At 73.6% G+C, this 14692-nt stretch carries 11 protein-coding genes; 8 read left to right on the top strand and 3 right to left on the bottom strand.

Features of this window, described 5'->3' with window-relative positions:
* Window positions 1-12: 12 nt before the first annotated feature.
* Window positions 13-2133, bottom strand: coding sequence for a 4-alpha-glucanotransferase (gene malQ, locus MRBLMG1_RS34425; RefSeq protein WP_367828079.1), 2121 nt, complete (start codon window positions 2131-2133; stop codon window positions 13-15).
* Between the two features lies 1 nt (window position 2134).
* Complete coding sequence (locus MRBLMG1_RS34420) at window positions 2135-2335, bottom strand: hypothetical protein (protein ID WP_367828078.1); 201 nt, start codon at window positions 2333-2335, stop codon at window positions 2135-2137.
* 237 nt (window positions 2336-2572) lie between these two features.
* On the opposite strand from MRBLMG1_RS34420, the gene MRBLMG1_RS34415 reads away from it, so the two are divergent.
* Entirely contained in the window at window positions 2573-5653 is a 3081-nt protein-coding gene (locus MRBLMG1_RS34415; RefSeq protein ID WP_367828077.1) for a beta-N-acetylglucosaminidase domain-containing protein, read from the top strand.
* A 76-nt stretch (window positions 5654-5729) separates the two neighbouring features.
* On the opposite strand, the gene MRBLMG1_RS34410 is transcribed toward MRBLMG1_RS34415, so the two are convergent.
* Window positions 5730-6293, bottom strand: coding sequence for an HNH endonuclease (locus tag MRBLMG1_RS34410; RefSeq protein WP_366305888.1), 564 nt, complete (start codon window positions 6291-6293; stop codon window positions 5730-5732).
* 249 nt (window positions 6294-6542) lie between these two features.
* Between MRBLMG1_RS34410 and MRBLMG1_RS34405 the strand changes: the two genes are divergently transcribed.
* The 7 genes from MRBLMG1_RS34405 to MRBLMG1_RS34375 all read left to right on the top strand — a co-directional run bounded on the left by MRBLMG1_RS34405 (window position 6543) and on the right by MRBLMG1_RS34375 (window position 14582).
* Complete coding sequence (locus tag MRBLMG1_RS34405; protein WP_414721704.1) at window positions 6543-7622, top strand: mechanosensitive ion channel family protein; 1080 nt, start codon at window positions 6543-6545, stop codon at window positions 7620-7622.
* Window positions 7623-7830: 208 nt separating this feature from the next.
* The gene (locus MRBLMG1_RS34400) at window positions 7831-9045 is read left to right on the top strand and encodes an ROK family transcriptional regulator (protein ID WP_367828075.1); all 1215 of its coding nucleotides are present in this window, start codon (window positions 7831-7833) and stop codon (window positions 9043-9045) included.
* 51 nt (window positions 9046-9096) lie between these two features.
* A complete protein-coding gene (locus MRBLMG1_RS34395; protein ID WP_367828074.1) occupies window positions 9097-10440 on the top strand; it encodes an ABC transporter substrate-binding protein in 1344 nt (447 codons plus the stop codon).
* A 133-nt stretch (window positions 10441-10573) separates the two neighbouring features.
* On the top strand, window positions 10574-11455 hold the full coding sequence (locus MRBLMG1_RS34390; protein ID WP_414721707.1) for a carbohydrate ABC transporter permease: 882 nt from the start codon (window positions 10574-10576) through the stop codon (window positions 11453-11455).
* Window positions 11456-11458: 3 nt separating this feature from the next.
* On the top strand, window positions 11459-12343 hold the full coding sequence (locus MRBLMG1_RS34385; RefSeq protein WP_367828072.1) for a carbohydrate ABC transporter permease: 885 nt from the start codon (window positions 11459-11461) through the stop codon (window positions 12341-12343).
* Between the two features lie 8 nt (window positions 12344-12351).
* Entirely contained in the window at window positions 12352-13617 is a 1266-nt protein-coding gene (locus MRBLMG1_RS34380; protein WP_367828071.1) for a 6-phospho-beta-glucosidase, read from the top strand.
* The gene (locus tag MRBLMG1_RS34375) at window positions 13608-14582 is read left to right on the top strand and encodes an N-acetylglucosamine kinase (protein WP_367828070.1); all 975 of its coding nucleotides are present in this window, start codon (window positions 13608-13610) and stop codon (window positions 14580-14582) included. Before MRBLMG1_RS34380 ends, MRBLMG1_RS34375 begins: the two co-directional genes overlap by 10 nt.
* The last annotated feature ends 110 nt before the right edge of the window (window positions 14583-14692 follow it).

Genomic DNA, 14692 nt, shown 5'->3' with positions numbered 1-14692 from the left:
CGTAGCGAACACCTAAACGGACCGCGCGCCCGGGGGTGCCGTACGAGCGCTCCCCCGCTCGCCGAACCCGTCACCGGACGCCGTACGGTCGCGCAGCTCGCGCAGCAGGGCGTGCGCCCGGGGGGAGGCGGCGAACTGTTCGAGGGTGAGCGGCTGGCCGTCCGGGCCCGCGAGCGGCAGCCGCCAGTTGGGGTACTGGTCCCAGGTGCCCGGCAGGTTCTGCGGCCTGCGGTCCCCCACCGCGTCCGGCAGCCACACCCCCACCATCCGGGCGGGCGTGGCGAGCAGGAACCGGTGGACGGCCCGGATGCCGGCCTCCTCGTCCCCGGTCCCCTCCGGCAGCAGCCCGAGCCGCTGGAACAGGGCCAGCCACTCCGCGGTCTCGGCCGCGTCGGCCGCGCGGTCGCGCTCCGGATCGCCGTCGGTCAGGCCGAGCCGGTGCCGCAGCGCCACGTGGTCGCCGGACAGCCGGGCGGCGGTGGGCGGCAGGTCGTGGGTGGTGGCGGTGGCCACGCACTCCGGGCGCCACTCCGCCGGGGGCAGCGGGCGGCCGGTGCCCGCCCAGTCCCGCTCGAACCAGAGCACGGAGGTGCCGAACACCCCGCGCCGGGCCAGCTCCTCGCGCACCCCCGGCTCGACCGTGCCGAGGTCCTCGCCGATGACGAGGGCGCCGGCGCGGTGCGCCTCCAGGACGAGGACGGCGAGCATCGCCTCGGCGTCATAGCGGACGTACGTCCCCTCGGTGGGCGCGTGGCCCTCCGGCACCCACCAGAGCCGGAACAGGCCCATGACGTGGTCGATGCGCAGCGCGCCCGCGTGGCGCAGGAGTTCGCGCAGGAGGCCCCGGTAGGGGGCGTAGCCCGCGGCTGCGAGGGCGTCGGGCCGCCAGGGCGGCAGCCCCCAGTCCTGGCCGCGGGAGTTGAAGGCGTCCGGCGGGGCGCCGACCGACATGCCGGCGGCGAAGGCGTCCTGCTGGGCCCAGGCGTCCGAGCCCTCCGGGTGGACGCCGACGGCCAGGTCGTGGACGATCCCGATCTCCATCCCGGCCTCGCGGGCGGCCGCGGCGGCGTCGGCCAGCTGCCGGTCCGTCAGCCAGGCGAGCCGGCAGTGGAAGTCGACCCGGGCGGCGAGCTCCGGGTCGGTGCGCACGGCGGACTCCGCCGTGCGCGGCCCGCGCAGCTCCTCGGGCCAGTCGCGCCAGTGGTGGCCGTGCCGCTCGGCGAGGGCCTGGTAGGTCGCGTGGTCCTCCAGGGCGCGGCCGCGGTCGGCGAGGAAGTCGTGGAAGGCGGCGCGCCGCCCGGGCCCGAGGTCCACGCTCCCGACCACGATCTCCAGGGCCCGCCGCTTGACGTCCCACACGGCGTCCCGGTCGATCAGCGCACCCTTGCCGAGGACCCGTTCGCGCAGTTCGGCGGCGTCGCCGAGGATCCGGTCGAGCTCCTCGCGGCGCTCGGGGCCCACCAGGGCGTACTCGGGGATCTCCTCGATCCTCAGGTGGACGGGGTCCGGGAAGCGGCGCGAGGAGGGGCGGTACGGGGAGGGGTCGGCGGGCGCCCCGGGCACGCCCGCGTGGAGCGGGTTGACCTGGACGAAGCCGGCGCCGTGGACGCGGCCCGCCCAGCCGGCGAGTTCACGCAGGTCGCCGAGGTCCCCCATGCCCCAGGAGCGGCTGGAGAGCAGCGAGTAGAGCTGGACGAGCAGCCCGTACGCGCGCCGCGCGGGCGCGGGCACGCGCGCGGGGCTCACGATCAGGGTGGCGGTGGCGGCGCGCCCGTCGGGGGCCTGCGCCGTGACCGTGTGGACGCCGAGGGGCAGCCGCTCCCAGTCCCGGCCGGTGAGGACGGCGCCCTCCTCGGTGGTGACCCGGAGGCGGGTGCCGGTCGGCAGGTCCGCCGGGGGCCGGAGGGGCTCGTCGCCCCGCCGGTGGACCAGGGTGGGGGGCAGCAGGCGGTCCCGGTCGGCCCGTTCCGCCGCGCCGAGGGCGGCGGCGACCGCCTCCGGCGTGGCCGCGTCGACGCCCAGGGCGCCGAGGACGGCGACCACGGTGGCGTCGGGCACGGGAACGGTGACGCCTTCGGAAGGGCTGTACGCGGTGGCGACGCCGTGACGGGCGGCGAGACGGGCCAGGGTCACTTCATACTCCGGGGGACTCCGTGCCACCCGCGCTGCCGGGGGCGGTGGGCTCGCTGGTGAGGGGGGCCGCCTCGGTCAGGGGCGGTTCACTGGTGAGGGGGGCCGCGTCGGGCAGCGGCGGTTCGCTGGTCAGCGGCGCGCCGGTGTCCGGCGCCTGCTGGGGAACGCGTATCCGTCCGAGGTGGCGGGCGGTCGTGGTCACGGGGGTCTCCCGGTTTCGTCTCGACAGGTGGGACCTGGGCGTGCGACTGAGCCCTACCCACCGCACCTCGTTTTACCGGCGGAAAGTGGCGAAGTGACGTCACCTCGCCGACGAATCGCCGGGCAAAGGCGACACATCGCCCGCTCTCATTGACACTTCCGTGCGACGGGTGGTGGGCTCGTGACCCACTCGTGACCAACCCGGCGGAGCGGCCGGGCCTGTCCGGAGGGAGACCCCGTGCACGTCGGGCGCAGGAAGCGGACAGCGACGGCCGTCGCTGCCGCCGTCATCGGCGGCCTCCTGGGCGGCGCCGCACCGGGCCCGGTGTACGCGACCCCGGCGGCACCGGCCGCACCCGCGGCCCCGTCGGCCCCCACCGCGCCGACGGCTCCCGCCACACCGGCGGCTCCCCCGGGCCCGGGGGTTCCCGCCGCGGGGCGCGCGGGTGCCCCCGCGCCGGCCGTGCCCGCCGTGTGGCCCCGGCCGCAGTCGCTGACCGGCGCAGGGCCCTCCGTACGCCTCGGGGACGAGGTGACGCTGCTCGCGGACGCCGACGCCGATCCGTACGCGGTCGCCGCCCTGCGCGAGCTGCTCCGGGCCACCGGGGTGCGGACCGTCCACACCGGGCTCCCGGGCCGGGGCCCGGTCCTGCGGCTCGCCGGGCCCACCGGCGAGGCGGCGGAGGCGGCGCTGGCGGCCCTGCGCGTGCCCGAGCGGCTCGATCTCCCGCGCGGCGGCTACCGCCTGGCGACCGGCCGCTACCAGGGGCGGGAGACCGTCGTCCTCGACGGGGTCGGCGAGGACGGCCTCTTCCACGCCGTCCAGACGCTGCGCCAGCTCGTCGGCACCGGCCGCGAGGTCCCCGGGGTCGTCGTCCGCGACTGGCCGGGCACGGTCGAGCGCGGGATCACCGAGGGCTTCTACGGCAGCCCCTGGACCCTCGAACAGCGACTCGCCCAGCTCGACTTCCTCGGCCGCACCAAGCAGAACCGCTATCTGTACGCGCCGGGGGACGACCCGTACCGCCGGGCGCAGTGGCGCGATCCCTATCCGGAGGAGCAGCGGCGGGAGTTCCGCGCGCTCGCCGAACGGGCCCGCGCCAACCGGGTGACCCTCGGCTGGGCCGTGGCGCCCGCGCAGTCCATGTGCCTGGCCTCGGCCGGCGACGTGAGCGCTCTGACGCGGAAGCTCGACGCCATGTGGGACCTCGGGGTGCGCGTCTTCCAGCTCCAGTTCCAGGACGCCTCGTACGACGAGTGGCACTGCGACGAGGACGCCGACGCCTTCGGGCGGGGTCCCGCGGCCGCGGCCGCCGCACACGCGCGCGTGGCGAACACCGTCGCCCGGCACCTGGCCGACCGGCACCCGGGCGCCGAGCCGCTGACCGTGATGCCGACGGAGTACTACCAGGACGGCGCGACCGCCTACCGCACGGCGTTCGCCCGGGCGCTCGACGCGGAGGTGCGGGTGGCGTGGACGGGCGTCGGCGTCGTCCCGCGCACGATCACCGGCCGCGAACTGGCCGGGGCGCGGGCGGCCCTGGGCGGGCACCCGCTGGTCACGATGGACAACTACCCGGTCAACGACTACGCGCAGGACCGGCTGTTCCTCGGTCCCGCCACGGGCCGGGAGCCGGCCGTGGCCGCCGGTTCCGCCGCCTTCCTGGCCCACGCCATGGAGCAGGCCACGGCCTCCCGGATCCCGCTCTTCACCGCCGCCGACTACGCCTGGAACCCGCGGGGCTACCGGCCTCAGGAGTCCTGGCGGGCGGCCGTCGACGACCTCGCGGGCCCGGACCCGGCGGCCCGCGAGGCGCTGCGCGCACTCGCCGGGAACGGCGCCTCGTCGATCCTCGACCCGAAGGGCGAATCGGCCTATCTGAAGCCGCTGCTCGCCGCGTTCCGGGCCTCGCGCACCACCCCGGACACCCCGGCGGGCAGGGCCGCGCGGGAGCGGGCGGCGCGCGAGCTGCGGGCCGCGTTCACCGTGATGCGCCGGGCCCCCGAGCGGCTCGCGGCCACCGCCGGTTCCGCCTTCGACGACGAGACGGGCCCCTGGCTCGACCGGCTCGCGCGGTACGGAGCGGCCGGCGAGACGGCGATCGACATGCTCCTCGCCCAGGACCGCGGCGACGGCCAGGCGGCCTGGCGGGCGCGGCTGGCCCTCGAACCGCTGCGGGAGGCGTTGGAGGCGGGCCGGGTGACGGTCGGCGCGGGGGTCCTCGATCCGTTCCTCACGCGCGCGGTGGCGGAGTCGACGGCCTGGACCGGTGCCGACCGCCCCGCGGCCGCGCGGGCCGACCGCGCCCCCGGCTCGTACACCGTGCGGCTCGACCGGACGCGGCCCGTGGCGGCCCTCACCGTGCTGGCCGGGCCGGGCGGCGCGGGGGCGGGCACGGACGCGCGCGTGGAGGCGCACGTCTCCGGCGAGGGTTGGCGGCCGCTCGGCCCGCTGTCGGCGTCCGGCTGGACGCAGACCGATCTGAAGGGGCTGCGGGCCGACGCGCTGCGCGTGGTGTGGAGCGGCGAGGGCCGGGACCCCGGGGTGCGCTCGCTGGTGCCGTGGTTCGCGGACGGCCCCCGGGCCGGGCTCGAACTGGCCCGTACGGAGACGGACGCGGAGATCGGCGGACCGGCGCGGCGGGTGGACGTGGAGCTGTCGGGCGTGCGCGCGGACGAGGTGCGCGGGGCGCTGACGGCGAAGGCCCCGAAGGGGATCGCGGTCCGCCTCCCGAAGGAGGCCGCGGTGGTGCGCGGTGCGCGGACGAGCGTCCCGCTGGAGGTGTCGGTGGGCGCGGACGTGCCGGCCGGCACGTACCGGGTGCCGGTGTCGTTCGCGGGCGAGGAACGCGTGCTGACGGTGCGGGCCTTCCCCCGTACGGGAGGACCCGACCTGGCGCGGGCGGCGACGGTGTCGTCCTCGGGCGACGAGACCCCGGACTTCCCGGCCGCCTCCGCGGTGGACGGCGATCCGGCGACCCGCTGGTCCTCGCCCGCGGAGGACGGCGCCTGGTGGCAGCTGGAGCTGGCCGAGCCGGCGCGGATAGGGCAGGTGGTGCTGCACTGGCAGGACGCGTACGCCTCCCGGTACCGCGTCCAGGTCTCCGCCGACGGGCGCGTGTGGCGCACGGCGGCGACCGTCGCGGACGGCAGGGGCGGCCGGGAGTCGGTCCGGATGGACGCGGCGGACACGCGCTTCCTGCGGGTGCAGGGCGAGGCGCGGGCGACCCGGTTCGGCTACTCCCTCTGGTCGGTGGAGACGTATGCCGTGGAGGCGCGGGAACCGGCGGGATCGTCGCCACCGCCCGAGGCCGACTGACACGTCCGAGGAGCGGCGCGCCCCTGGGGGTGCGCCGCTCCCGTGCCGATGGCCCCGGATACGCGAAAGGCCCGGCTCAACCCGTCGTCAGCGCCCTCACGGGGGCGTCGGCGACGGAGTCGATCCGGGCCATCACGTCCTCGGCGCCGTACGGCTGGAGGTACGGCAGCCAGCGGGGGTCCCGGTGTCCGGTCCCGATGATCCGCCAGGCCAGGCCGGACGGCGGGGCCGGTTGGTGGCGCAGGCGCCAGCCGATCTCGCGGAGGTGCCGGTCGGCCTTGACGTGGTTGCAGCGGCGGCAGGCCGCCACCACGTTGTCCCAGGCGTGCGTGCCCCCGCGGCTGCGCGGGATGACGTGGTCGACGCTGGTGGCGACGCCGCCGCAGTACACGCAGCGCCCGCCGTCGCGGGCGAAGAGGGCTCTGCGGGTCAAGGGAACGGGCCCCCGGTAGGGGACCCGCACGAAGCGCTTCAGTCGCACCACGCTGGGAGCGGGGAGGACTTGGGTCTCGCTGTGCAGGAAGGCGCCGGACTCCTCGAGGCAGAGAGCCTTGTTCTCCAGGACGAGGACGAGTGCGCGGCGGAGCGGTACGACGCCGAGCGGCTCGTACGACGCGTTGAGGACCAGGACATGCGGCACGGATGCCTCCTATGGCGCCGGCGGCGCGTGGCTCGCGCCGGGACGAACTGCTCTCAGTCTCTCCTCAGGCCTGGTCGGAGCGCCACCACGTACCGGAATCGGGGTGGCGGGTCCGGAGTGTTCTCGACCACATCGGCAGCTCCTCCTCTTACCTGCCTCTTACTTGCCCAGGTGAGGTCGGTCTCTCCCTCGAACAGGGCAGCGGGAGCACATCCGATGCCCCGTTAGTGTGGAAGGCCTGCGTCCGCGATGCCTGGAGGTTGCCCCGTGTCCTGGTCCGCCCTAGCGGCTGCCACCGAACCCGAACCCATTCCGGTGACCCTGGACGAGGCCGCGGAGAAGGCGACGAACGCGGCGAGCTGGGTGGAGGAGAACTGGTCCACCTGGCTGAACACCGGGCTGCGCATCCTGCTGATCCTGGTCGTCGCGCTGCTGCTGCGGATGGCCGTCCGCCGCGCCCTGACGAAGCTGATCGAGCGGATGAACCGGTCGGCGCAGGCGGTGGAGGGGACGGCGCTCGGCGGCCTCCTCGTCAACACCGAGCGGCGCCGGCAGCGCTCGGAGGCGATCGGCTCGGTCCTCCGCTCGGTCGCGTCGTTCCTCATCCTGGGCACGGCGGGCCTGATGGTCCTCGGCGCGTTCAAGATCGACCTGGCGCCGCTGCTCGCCTCGGCCGGTGTGGCCGGTGTGGCGATCGGTTTCGGCGCGCGGAACCTGGTGACGGACTTCCTCTCCGGCGTCTTCATGATCCTGGAGGACCAGTACGGCGTCGGTGACTCGGTCGACGCGGGCGTGGCCTCCGGCGAAGTCGTCGAGGTGGGCCTGCGGGTGACCAAGCTGCGCGGCGTGGACGGCGAGATCTGGTACGTGCGCAACGGCGAGATCAAGCGGATAGGGAACCTCAGCCAGGGCTGGGCGACGGCGGCCGTGGACGTGACCGTCCGGCCGACGGAGGACCTGGAGCAGCTGCGGTCGGTGATCACCGAGGCGGCGGACGCCATGGCGAAGGAGGAGCCGTGGAACGAGCGCCTCTGGGGTCCGGTCGAGGTGCTCGGCCTGAACGAGGTGCTGCTCGACTCGATGACGGTCCGGGTCTCGGCGAAGACGATGCCGGGGAAGAAGCTGGGTGTGGAGCGCGAGCTGCGCTGGCGCATCAAGCGGGGTCTGGACGAGGCCGGCATCCGGATCGTCGGCGGGCTCCCGGCGCAGGCCGAGGAGGCCGCGGGCGACCCGACGGCGGGCATGGCGGCGCCGTCGGCGTTCGCCTCGGCGACCTCGCCGCAGTCGGCGGCGGCGACCCCGCTGCCGAAGCCCGACCTCTCGAAGTAGCACCGCCCGTACGGCCCGACGCCCCCGCAGGTAACGCTTTGGTTGCCTTCGGGGGCGTCCCGCGTTCCCGGGTATTGACGCTTTCGCGGCGGCCGCCTTACCTTCCTCCCACCGAATAGGAAACTTTCCTAACAGAGCAGCGGGAGAACGGGCCGGCCGCCAGGCAGCACAATGGCCCGACCATCGTGGAAAGGCAGGTGCGGACTCAATGGCCGGTACGACCCCGGGAACCCCCGGCACACCGCGCGTCCTGCGGGCCATGAACGACCGCGCCGCCCTCGACCTGCTCCTGGAGCACGGCACGCTCTCGCGGACCCGCATCGGCAAGCTCACCGGCCTGTCCAAGCCGACCGCCTCCCAACTGCTCGCCCGCCTCGAAGCGGCCGGGCTCGTCGTCGCCACCGGCACCACCGAGGGCAGGCCGGGACCGAACGCCCAGCTCTACGCGGTGAACCCGCGCGCCGCGTACGCCGCGGGACTCGACGTCGACCAGCACCGCGTCCACGCCGCCGTCGCCGACGTCACGGGCGAGATCGTCGGCGAGTTCGAACTCCGCACCCCCGGCCGCGCCAACTCCGGCGTCGTCCGCCAGGTCACCGACGCCCTCGACGGGGCGACCAAGGCCGCCGGACTCGCCCGCGAGGACGTCCGGCGCCTGGTCATCGGCACCCCCGGCGCCTTCGACCCGGCCACCGGACGCCTGCGGTACGCCTCCCACCTGCCCGGCTGGCACTCCCCCACCCTCCTGGAGGAGCTGGCCGCCGTCCTGCCCATGCCGTTCGAGTACGAGAACGACGTCAACCTCGTCGCCGTCGCCGAACAGCGCGTGGGTGCCGCCCGCGACCACGACGACTTCGTCCTGCTGTGGAACGAGGGCGGCCTCGGCGCCGCCCTCGTCCTCGGCGGGCGGCTGCACCGCGGCTTCACCGGCGGGGCCGGCGAGCTCGGCTTCCTGCCCGTGCCCGGCACCCCGCTCGTACGACAGGTCACCAAGGCCAACTCCGGCGGCTTCCAGGAACTCGCCGGCATCCAGTCCGTGCCGCGGATCGCCCGCGCCGCCGGGATCGCGACCCCCGACCACCCCTTCGTACCGGTGGTCAGCGGGCTGCTGTCCCGGGCCGCCGAGACCCACGAGGACGACCCCCGGTACGCGGAACTGCTCGACCGCTACGCCGAGCGCCTCGCCACCGGCCTCGCCGCCCTCGTGGCCGTACTCGACCCCGAACTGATCGTGCTGTCCGGGGACGCCCTCGTCACCGGCGGCGAACCCCTGCGCGCCCGCGTCCAGTCCGAACTCGCCGACCTCGCCCCTTCCCGGCCGCGGCTCGTCCTCTCCGCCGTACGCCGGAGCCCCGTCCTGCGCGGCGCCCTCGAAAGCGCCCTCGCCACCACGCGCGACGAGGTCTTCGACACCTCGCGCTGACCGTCCCCGCCCTCTCCGCACGCCACCGACCCGCCCCAGGGAGACATCGCCATGCCCGCACGCCCGCGCAGAGCCGCCGCCGCGCTCGCCGCCACCGCCTCGATCGCCCTCTTCGCCTCCGCCTGTACGGGCTCCGCGAACAACCAGGCCGCCGAAGACCCGAACGCGCCGACGACGATCACGTTCTGGCACGGCTGGTCGGCGCCCGCCGAGGTCAAGGCGATCGAGGACAACGTCGCCCGCTTCGAGAAGTCCCACCCGAACATCAAGGTGAAGCTCGTCGGCGACATCAACGACGAGAAGCTCGGCCAGGCGCTCCGCGCGGGCGGCTCGAACGGGCCGGACGTCGTCTCCTCGTTCACCACCTCCAACGTCGGCAAGTTCTGCGCCTCGGGCGCCCTCGCCGACCTCAAGCCCTTCATAGAGAAGTCGAAGCTCGACCTGGACAAGACCTTCCCGAAGGTCCTCCAGGAGTACACCCAGTTCGACGGCAAGCGCTGCTCGCTGCCGCTGCTCTCCGACGCGTACGGGCTCTACTACAACAAGACCGCGTTCAAGAAGGCCGGACTCGACCCCGAGGCCCCGCCGAAGACCTGGTCCCAGTTCACCGAGGTCGCCAAGCGGCTGACGAAGCCCAAGGGCGACTCGTACGAGCAGCTCGGCTTCATGCCGAACTACCTGGGCTACGAGACCGTCGTCGAGCACTACATGTCGCAGTGGGACCACGACTACTTCGACGACAACGGCAAGTCGAACGTCGCCAAGGACCCGGCGTTCGCCGAGATGATGACCTACCAGAAGTCCCTGGTGGACGGCCTCGGCGGGTTCAGGAAGCTCGACAAGTACCGCACCACCTTCGGTGACGAGTGGGGCGCCAAGCACCCCTTCCAGACCGGCCAGGTCGCCATGCAGCTCGACGGCGAGTGGCGGCTGAACTTCATCAAGGACGCCAAGGTCGACTTCGAGGTCGGCGTCGCGCCGCTGCCGGTCGCCGACGACGAGCTGAGCGAGTACGGCAAGGGCTACCTGTCCGGCACGATCATGGGCATCGCGCCGCAGAGCAAGAAGCAGAACGCGGCCTGGGAGCTGGTCAAGTACATGACCACGGACACCGCCGCGGTGGTCGCCTTCGCCAACGCCATCGGCAACGTGCCCTCCACCTTCGAGGCGCTGAAGTCCCCGGACCTCGCGTTCGACGACCGCTTCAAGACGTTCCTGGAGATCGCCCAGCACCCCGAGTCCACCACCATGGACGGCGCGGTGAACGGCCCCGCCTACCAGGAGGCCCTCTCCGAGCTCGCCCACCGGTACGAGAACGGCCAGGTCACCGATCTGAAGAAGGGCCTCGCGGACACCGCGGCCCAGATCGACCGCGACATCGCCGCGGCGAAGTGACGGCCGGATCCCGACCATGAGCACGGACACCCTGCCCACGAAGGAGGCGGCCGCCCCGGCAGCCGCCTCCCCCACGGGACGCAACACCCTGCGGTCCAAGCGTCGGCGCAACGCGCTGCGCACCGCACTGTTCATGTCCCCCTGGCTGATCGGGTTCGGCTTCTTCTTCGCCTACCCGCTCGTCTCCACCCTGTACTTCTCGTTCATGCGGTACGACGGCCTCAACCCGCCGACCTGGCGCGGCGTGGAGAACTGGACGTACGTCTTCGCCGACATGCCGAAGTTCTGGCCGGCGATGCAGAACACGCTCTGGCTGGCCGTCGTCATGGTGACCTGCCGGGTCGTCTTCGGCCTCGGCATCGGCATGCTCATCACCAAGATCAAGACGGGCGCCGGGGTCTTCCGCACCCTCTTCTACCTGCCCTACCTGGCCCCGCCGGTGGCCGCCACGCTCGCCTTCGTCTTCCTGCTCAACCCCGGCACCGGACCGGTCAACTCGCTCCTGGAGGCCGTCGGCATCCCGGCGCCCGCCTGGTTCAACGACGCGGACTGGGCCAAGCCCGCCCTGACCGTCCTCGCCGTGTGGGGCGTCGGCGACCTCATGGTCATCTTCATGGCCGCCCTGCTCGACGTGCCGAAGGAGCAGTACGAGGCCGCCGAGCTGGACGGCGCGTCCCCGTGGCAGCGGTTCCGCTACATCACGCTGCCGAACATCTCGCCGATCGTGCTCTTCGCGGTCGTCACCGGGATCATCGGCGCGATGCAGTACTACACCCAGCCGATCGTGGCCGCCAAGGTCGCCTCGGGGGTGCTGGGCGGCTCCGGTGTGGCCTTCCAGCCCGGCTACCCCGACAACTCCACCCTGACGCTGCCGCAGCTCGTCTACAGCCTCGGGTTCAACCAGTTCAACTACGGCGCGGCCTGTGTGGTGGCGCTCGTGCTCTTCGCTCTCTCCATGGCCTTCACCGCCCTGCTCATGCGCCGGCGCGGCGGCCTGATCGGCTCGGGTGACTGACACATGACGACCGCAACCGCCCAGGCGCGTCCCGCCGTGAGCCCCGCCGAGAAGCAGGCCCGCCGGACGTCCCTGCTGCACTGGATCGCCGTGCACTCGCTCGGCGTCGCCGCCGCCCTGTTCTTCGTCCTCCCGTTCGTGTTCGTCCTCCTGACCTCCCTGATGAGCGACCAGCAGGCGCTCACCCGGGACCTGACGCCGAACTCCTGGCACTGGGAGAACTACGTCAAGGTCTTCGAGACGGACGGCTTCCTCCTCTGGTGGAGGAACTCGCTGCTGTACGCGGGACTCGGCACCGTCCTCGTCGTGGTGTCCTCGATCCCCGTGGCCTACGCGCTCGCCAAGTTCCGCTTCCGCGGCCGGCACCTGTCGCTGCTGCTCGTCATCTCGATGATGATGCTGCCGCCGCAGGTCGTCATCATCCCGATGTACCTGTTCTGGGCGAAGCAGATGGACCTCTCCGGGACGCTGTGGCCGCTGATCATCCCGATGGCGTTCGGCGACGCCTTCGCGATCTTCCTGCTCCGCCAGTTCCTGCTGACGATCCCGAACGAGTACGTCGAGGCCGCGAGGATCGACGGCTGCGGCGAATTCCGCACCCTCGTGAAGGTCGTGCTCCCGATGGCGAAGCCCGGCATCGCCGCCGTGGCCCTGTTCCAGTTCTTCTACTGCTGGAACGACTACTTCGGGCCGCAGATCTACGCCTCCGAGAACGCGACGGCCTGGACGCTCAGTTACGGCCTCGAGTCCTTCAAGGGCGCGCACCACACCGACTGGAACCTGACCATGGCCGCGACCGTGCTGGTCATGGCCCCCGTGATCCTCGTGTTCTTCTTCGCCCAGAAGGCGTTCGTCGAGGGAGTCACCCTGACCGGAGTGAAGGGCTGATACGAAAGATGAAGCTCACTGTCGTGGGGGGCGGTTCCACCTACACCCCCGAACTCATCGACGGCTTCGCGCGGTTGCGCGACACCCTGCCCATCACCGAACTCGTCCTCGTCGACCCGGCCGCCGAGCGGCTCGAACTGGTCGGCGGGCTCGCCCGGCGCATCTTCGCCAAGCAGGACCACGACGGGAAGGTCACCACCACCACCGACCTCGACGCCGGGGTCGAGGGCGCCGACGCCGTCCTGCTCCAGCTGCGGGTCGGCGGACAGGCCGCCCGCCAACAGGACGAGACCTGGCCCCTGGAGTGCGGCTGCGTCGGCCAGGAGACCACCGGCGCCGGCGGCCTCGCCAAGGCGCTGCGCACGGTCCCGGTGGTCCTGGACATCGCCGAGCGGGTCCGGCGCACCAACCCGGACGCCTGGATCATCGACTTCACCAACCCCGTCGGCATCGTCACGCGCGCGCTGCTCCAGGCCGGGCACAAGGCCGTCGGCCTGTGCAACGTGGCCATCGGCTTCCAGCGCAAGTTCGCGAAGCTCCTCGGCGTCGCCCCGTCCGAGATCCACCTCGACCACGTCGGGCTCAACCACCTGACCTGGGAGCGGGCCGTACGGATCGGGGGCCCCGAGGGCGAGAACGCCCTGCCCCGGCTGCTCGCCGAGCACGGCGACGCCGTCGCCGACGACCTCCGCCTGCCGCGCCCGGTCCTCGACCGGCTCGGCGTCGTCCCCTCGTACTACCTCCGGTACTTCTACGCGCACGACGAGGTGGTGCGCGAGCTCGGCACGAAGCCGTCCCGGGCCGCCGAGGTCGCGGCGATGGAGCGGGAACTCCTGGAGCTGTACGGCGACCCGGCGCTCGACGAGAAGCCGGCCCTGCTCTCCAAGCGCGGCGGCGCCTTCTACTCGGAGGCGGCCGTGGACCTGGCGGCCTCGCTGCTGGGCGGTGGCGGATCGCCGTACCAGGTGGTGAACACGTACAACAACGGGACGCTGCCGTTCCTGCCGGACGACGCCGTCATCGAGACGCAGGCCGCGGTGGGCGCGCACGGCGCCACGCCGCTGCCGGTCGCGCCGGTGGACCCGCTGTACGCCGGTCTGATCGCCCACGTCACGGCCTACGAGGACCTGGCCCTGGAGGCGGCGCTCCGCGGCGGCCGCGACCGGGTGTTCAAGGCGCTGCTCGCCCACCCGCTGGTGGGCCAGTACGCGTACGCCGACGGGCTCACCGACCGGCTGATCGCGCACAACCGGGAGCACCTCGCGTGGGCGTGACCGGAACCCTGCTGGCCGTCGACGCCGGCAACAGCAAGACCGACGTCGCCGTCGTCTCCGTGGACGGCAGGGTCCTCGGCACGGCGCGCGGCGGCGGCTTCCAGCCCCCCGTGGTGGGCGTGGAGACGGCGGTCGACGGGCTCGCGGAGATCGTCGGGCGGGCATGCGCCGAGGCCGCCGTGCCGGCGGAGTTCGCGCACGTCGCGGCCTGTCTCGCCAACGCCGACCTGCCCGTCGAGGAGGCCGAGCTGCGGGCCGCGCTCCTCGCGCGGGGCTGGAGCCCGTCCGTACGGGTGCACAACGACACCTTCGCCATCCTGCGGGCCGGCATCGACGAGCCCCGGGGCGTCGCGGTGGTCTGCGGGGCCGGGATCAACTGCGTCGGGATGACCCCGGACGGGCGGACCGCGCGCTTCCCGGCGATCGGGAAGATCTCCGGCGACTGGGGCGGGGGCGGCGGACTCGCCGACGAGGCGATGTGGTTCGCGGCGCGCGCCGAGGACGGGCGGGGTCTGCCCACCGCGCTCGCGGACGCGCTGCCCGCCCACTTCGGACTGGGGTCGATGTACCAGCTGATCGAGGCGCTGCACCTGGGCGGCGTCCCGATGGAGCGGCGGCACGAGCTGACCCCGGTGCTGTTCGCGGTCGCGGCCCAGGGCGACCCGGTGGCGCTCTCGCTCGTGCACCGGCTCGCCGAGGAGGTCGTCGCCATGGCGTCGGTCGCACTCCGGCGGCTCGGGCTCCACCGCGAGGTGGCGCCGGTGATGCTGGGCGGCAGCGTGCTCGCGGCCCGCCATCCGCAGCTGGAGGAGCGGATCCTCGAACTCCTCGCGGAGCGGGCGCCGAAGGCCGTGGTCGGGTTCGTGACCGCGCCGCCGGTGCTCGGGGCGGGGCTGCTCGCCCTGGACGCGGCCGAGGCGGGTCCGGAGGCCAAGGCCCGGCTGCGGGAGCACTACGGGGCCTGAGGAGTGCGGCCGCGGGGTGTCTCGTCGTCTCGACGAGGCACCCCGTACGCATGTTCACCCGTTCGAGGGGTGTCCGAAAGGGAACCGATCTTCGGCGGGCGGCGTATTCA

The organism is Streptomyces sp. LMG1-1-1.1, from assembly GCF_040815545.1.
Taxonomy (GTDB): domain Bacteria; phylum Actinomycetota; class Actinomycetes; order Streptomycetales; family Streptomycetaceae; genus Streptomyces.
The sequence above is the reverse complement of the archived record's forward strand: the minus strand, read 5'-3'. Positions and strand labels throughout refer to the sequence as shown.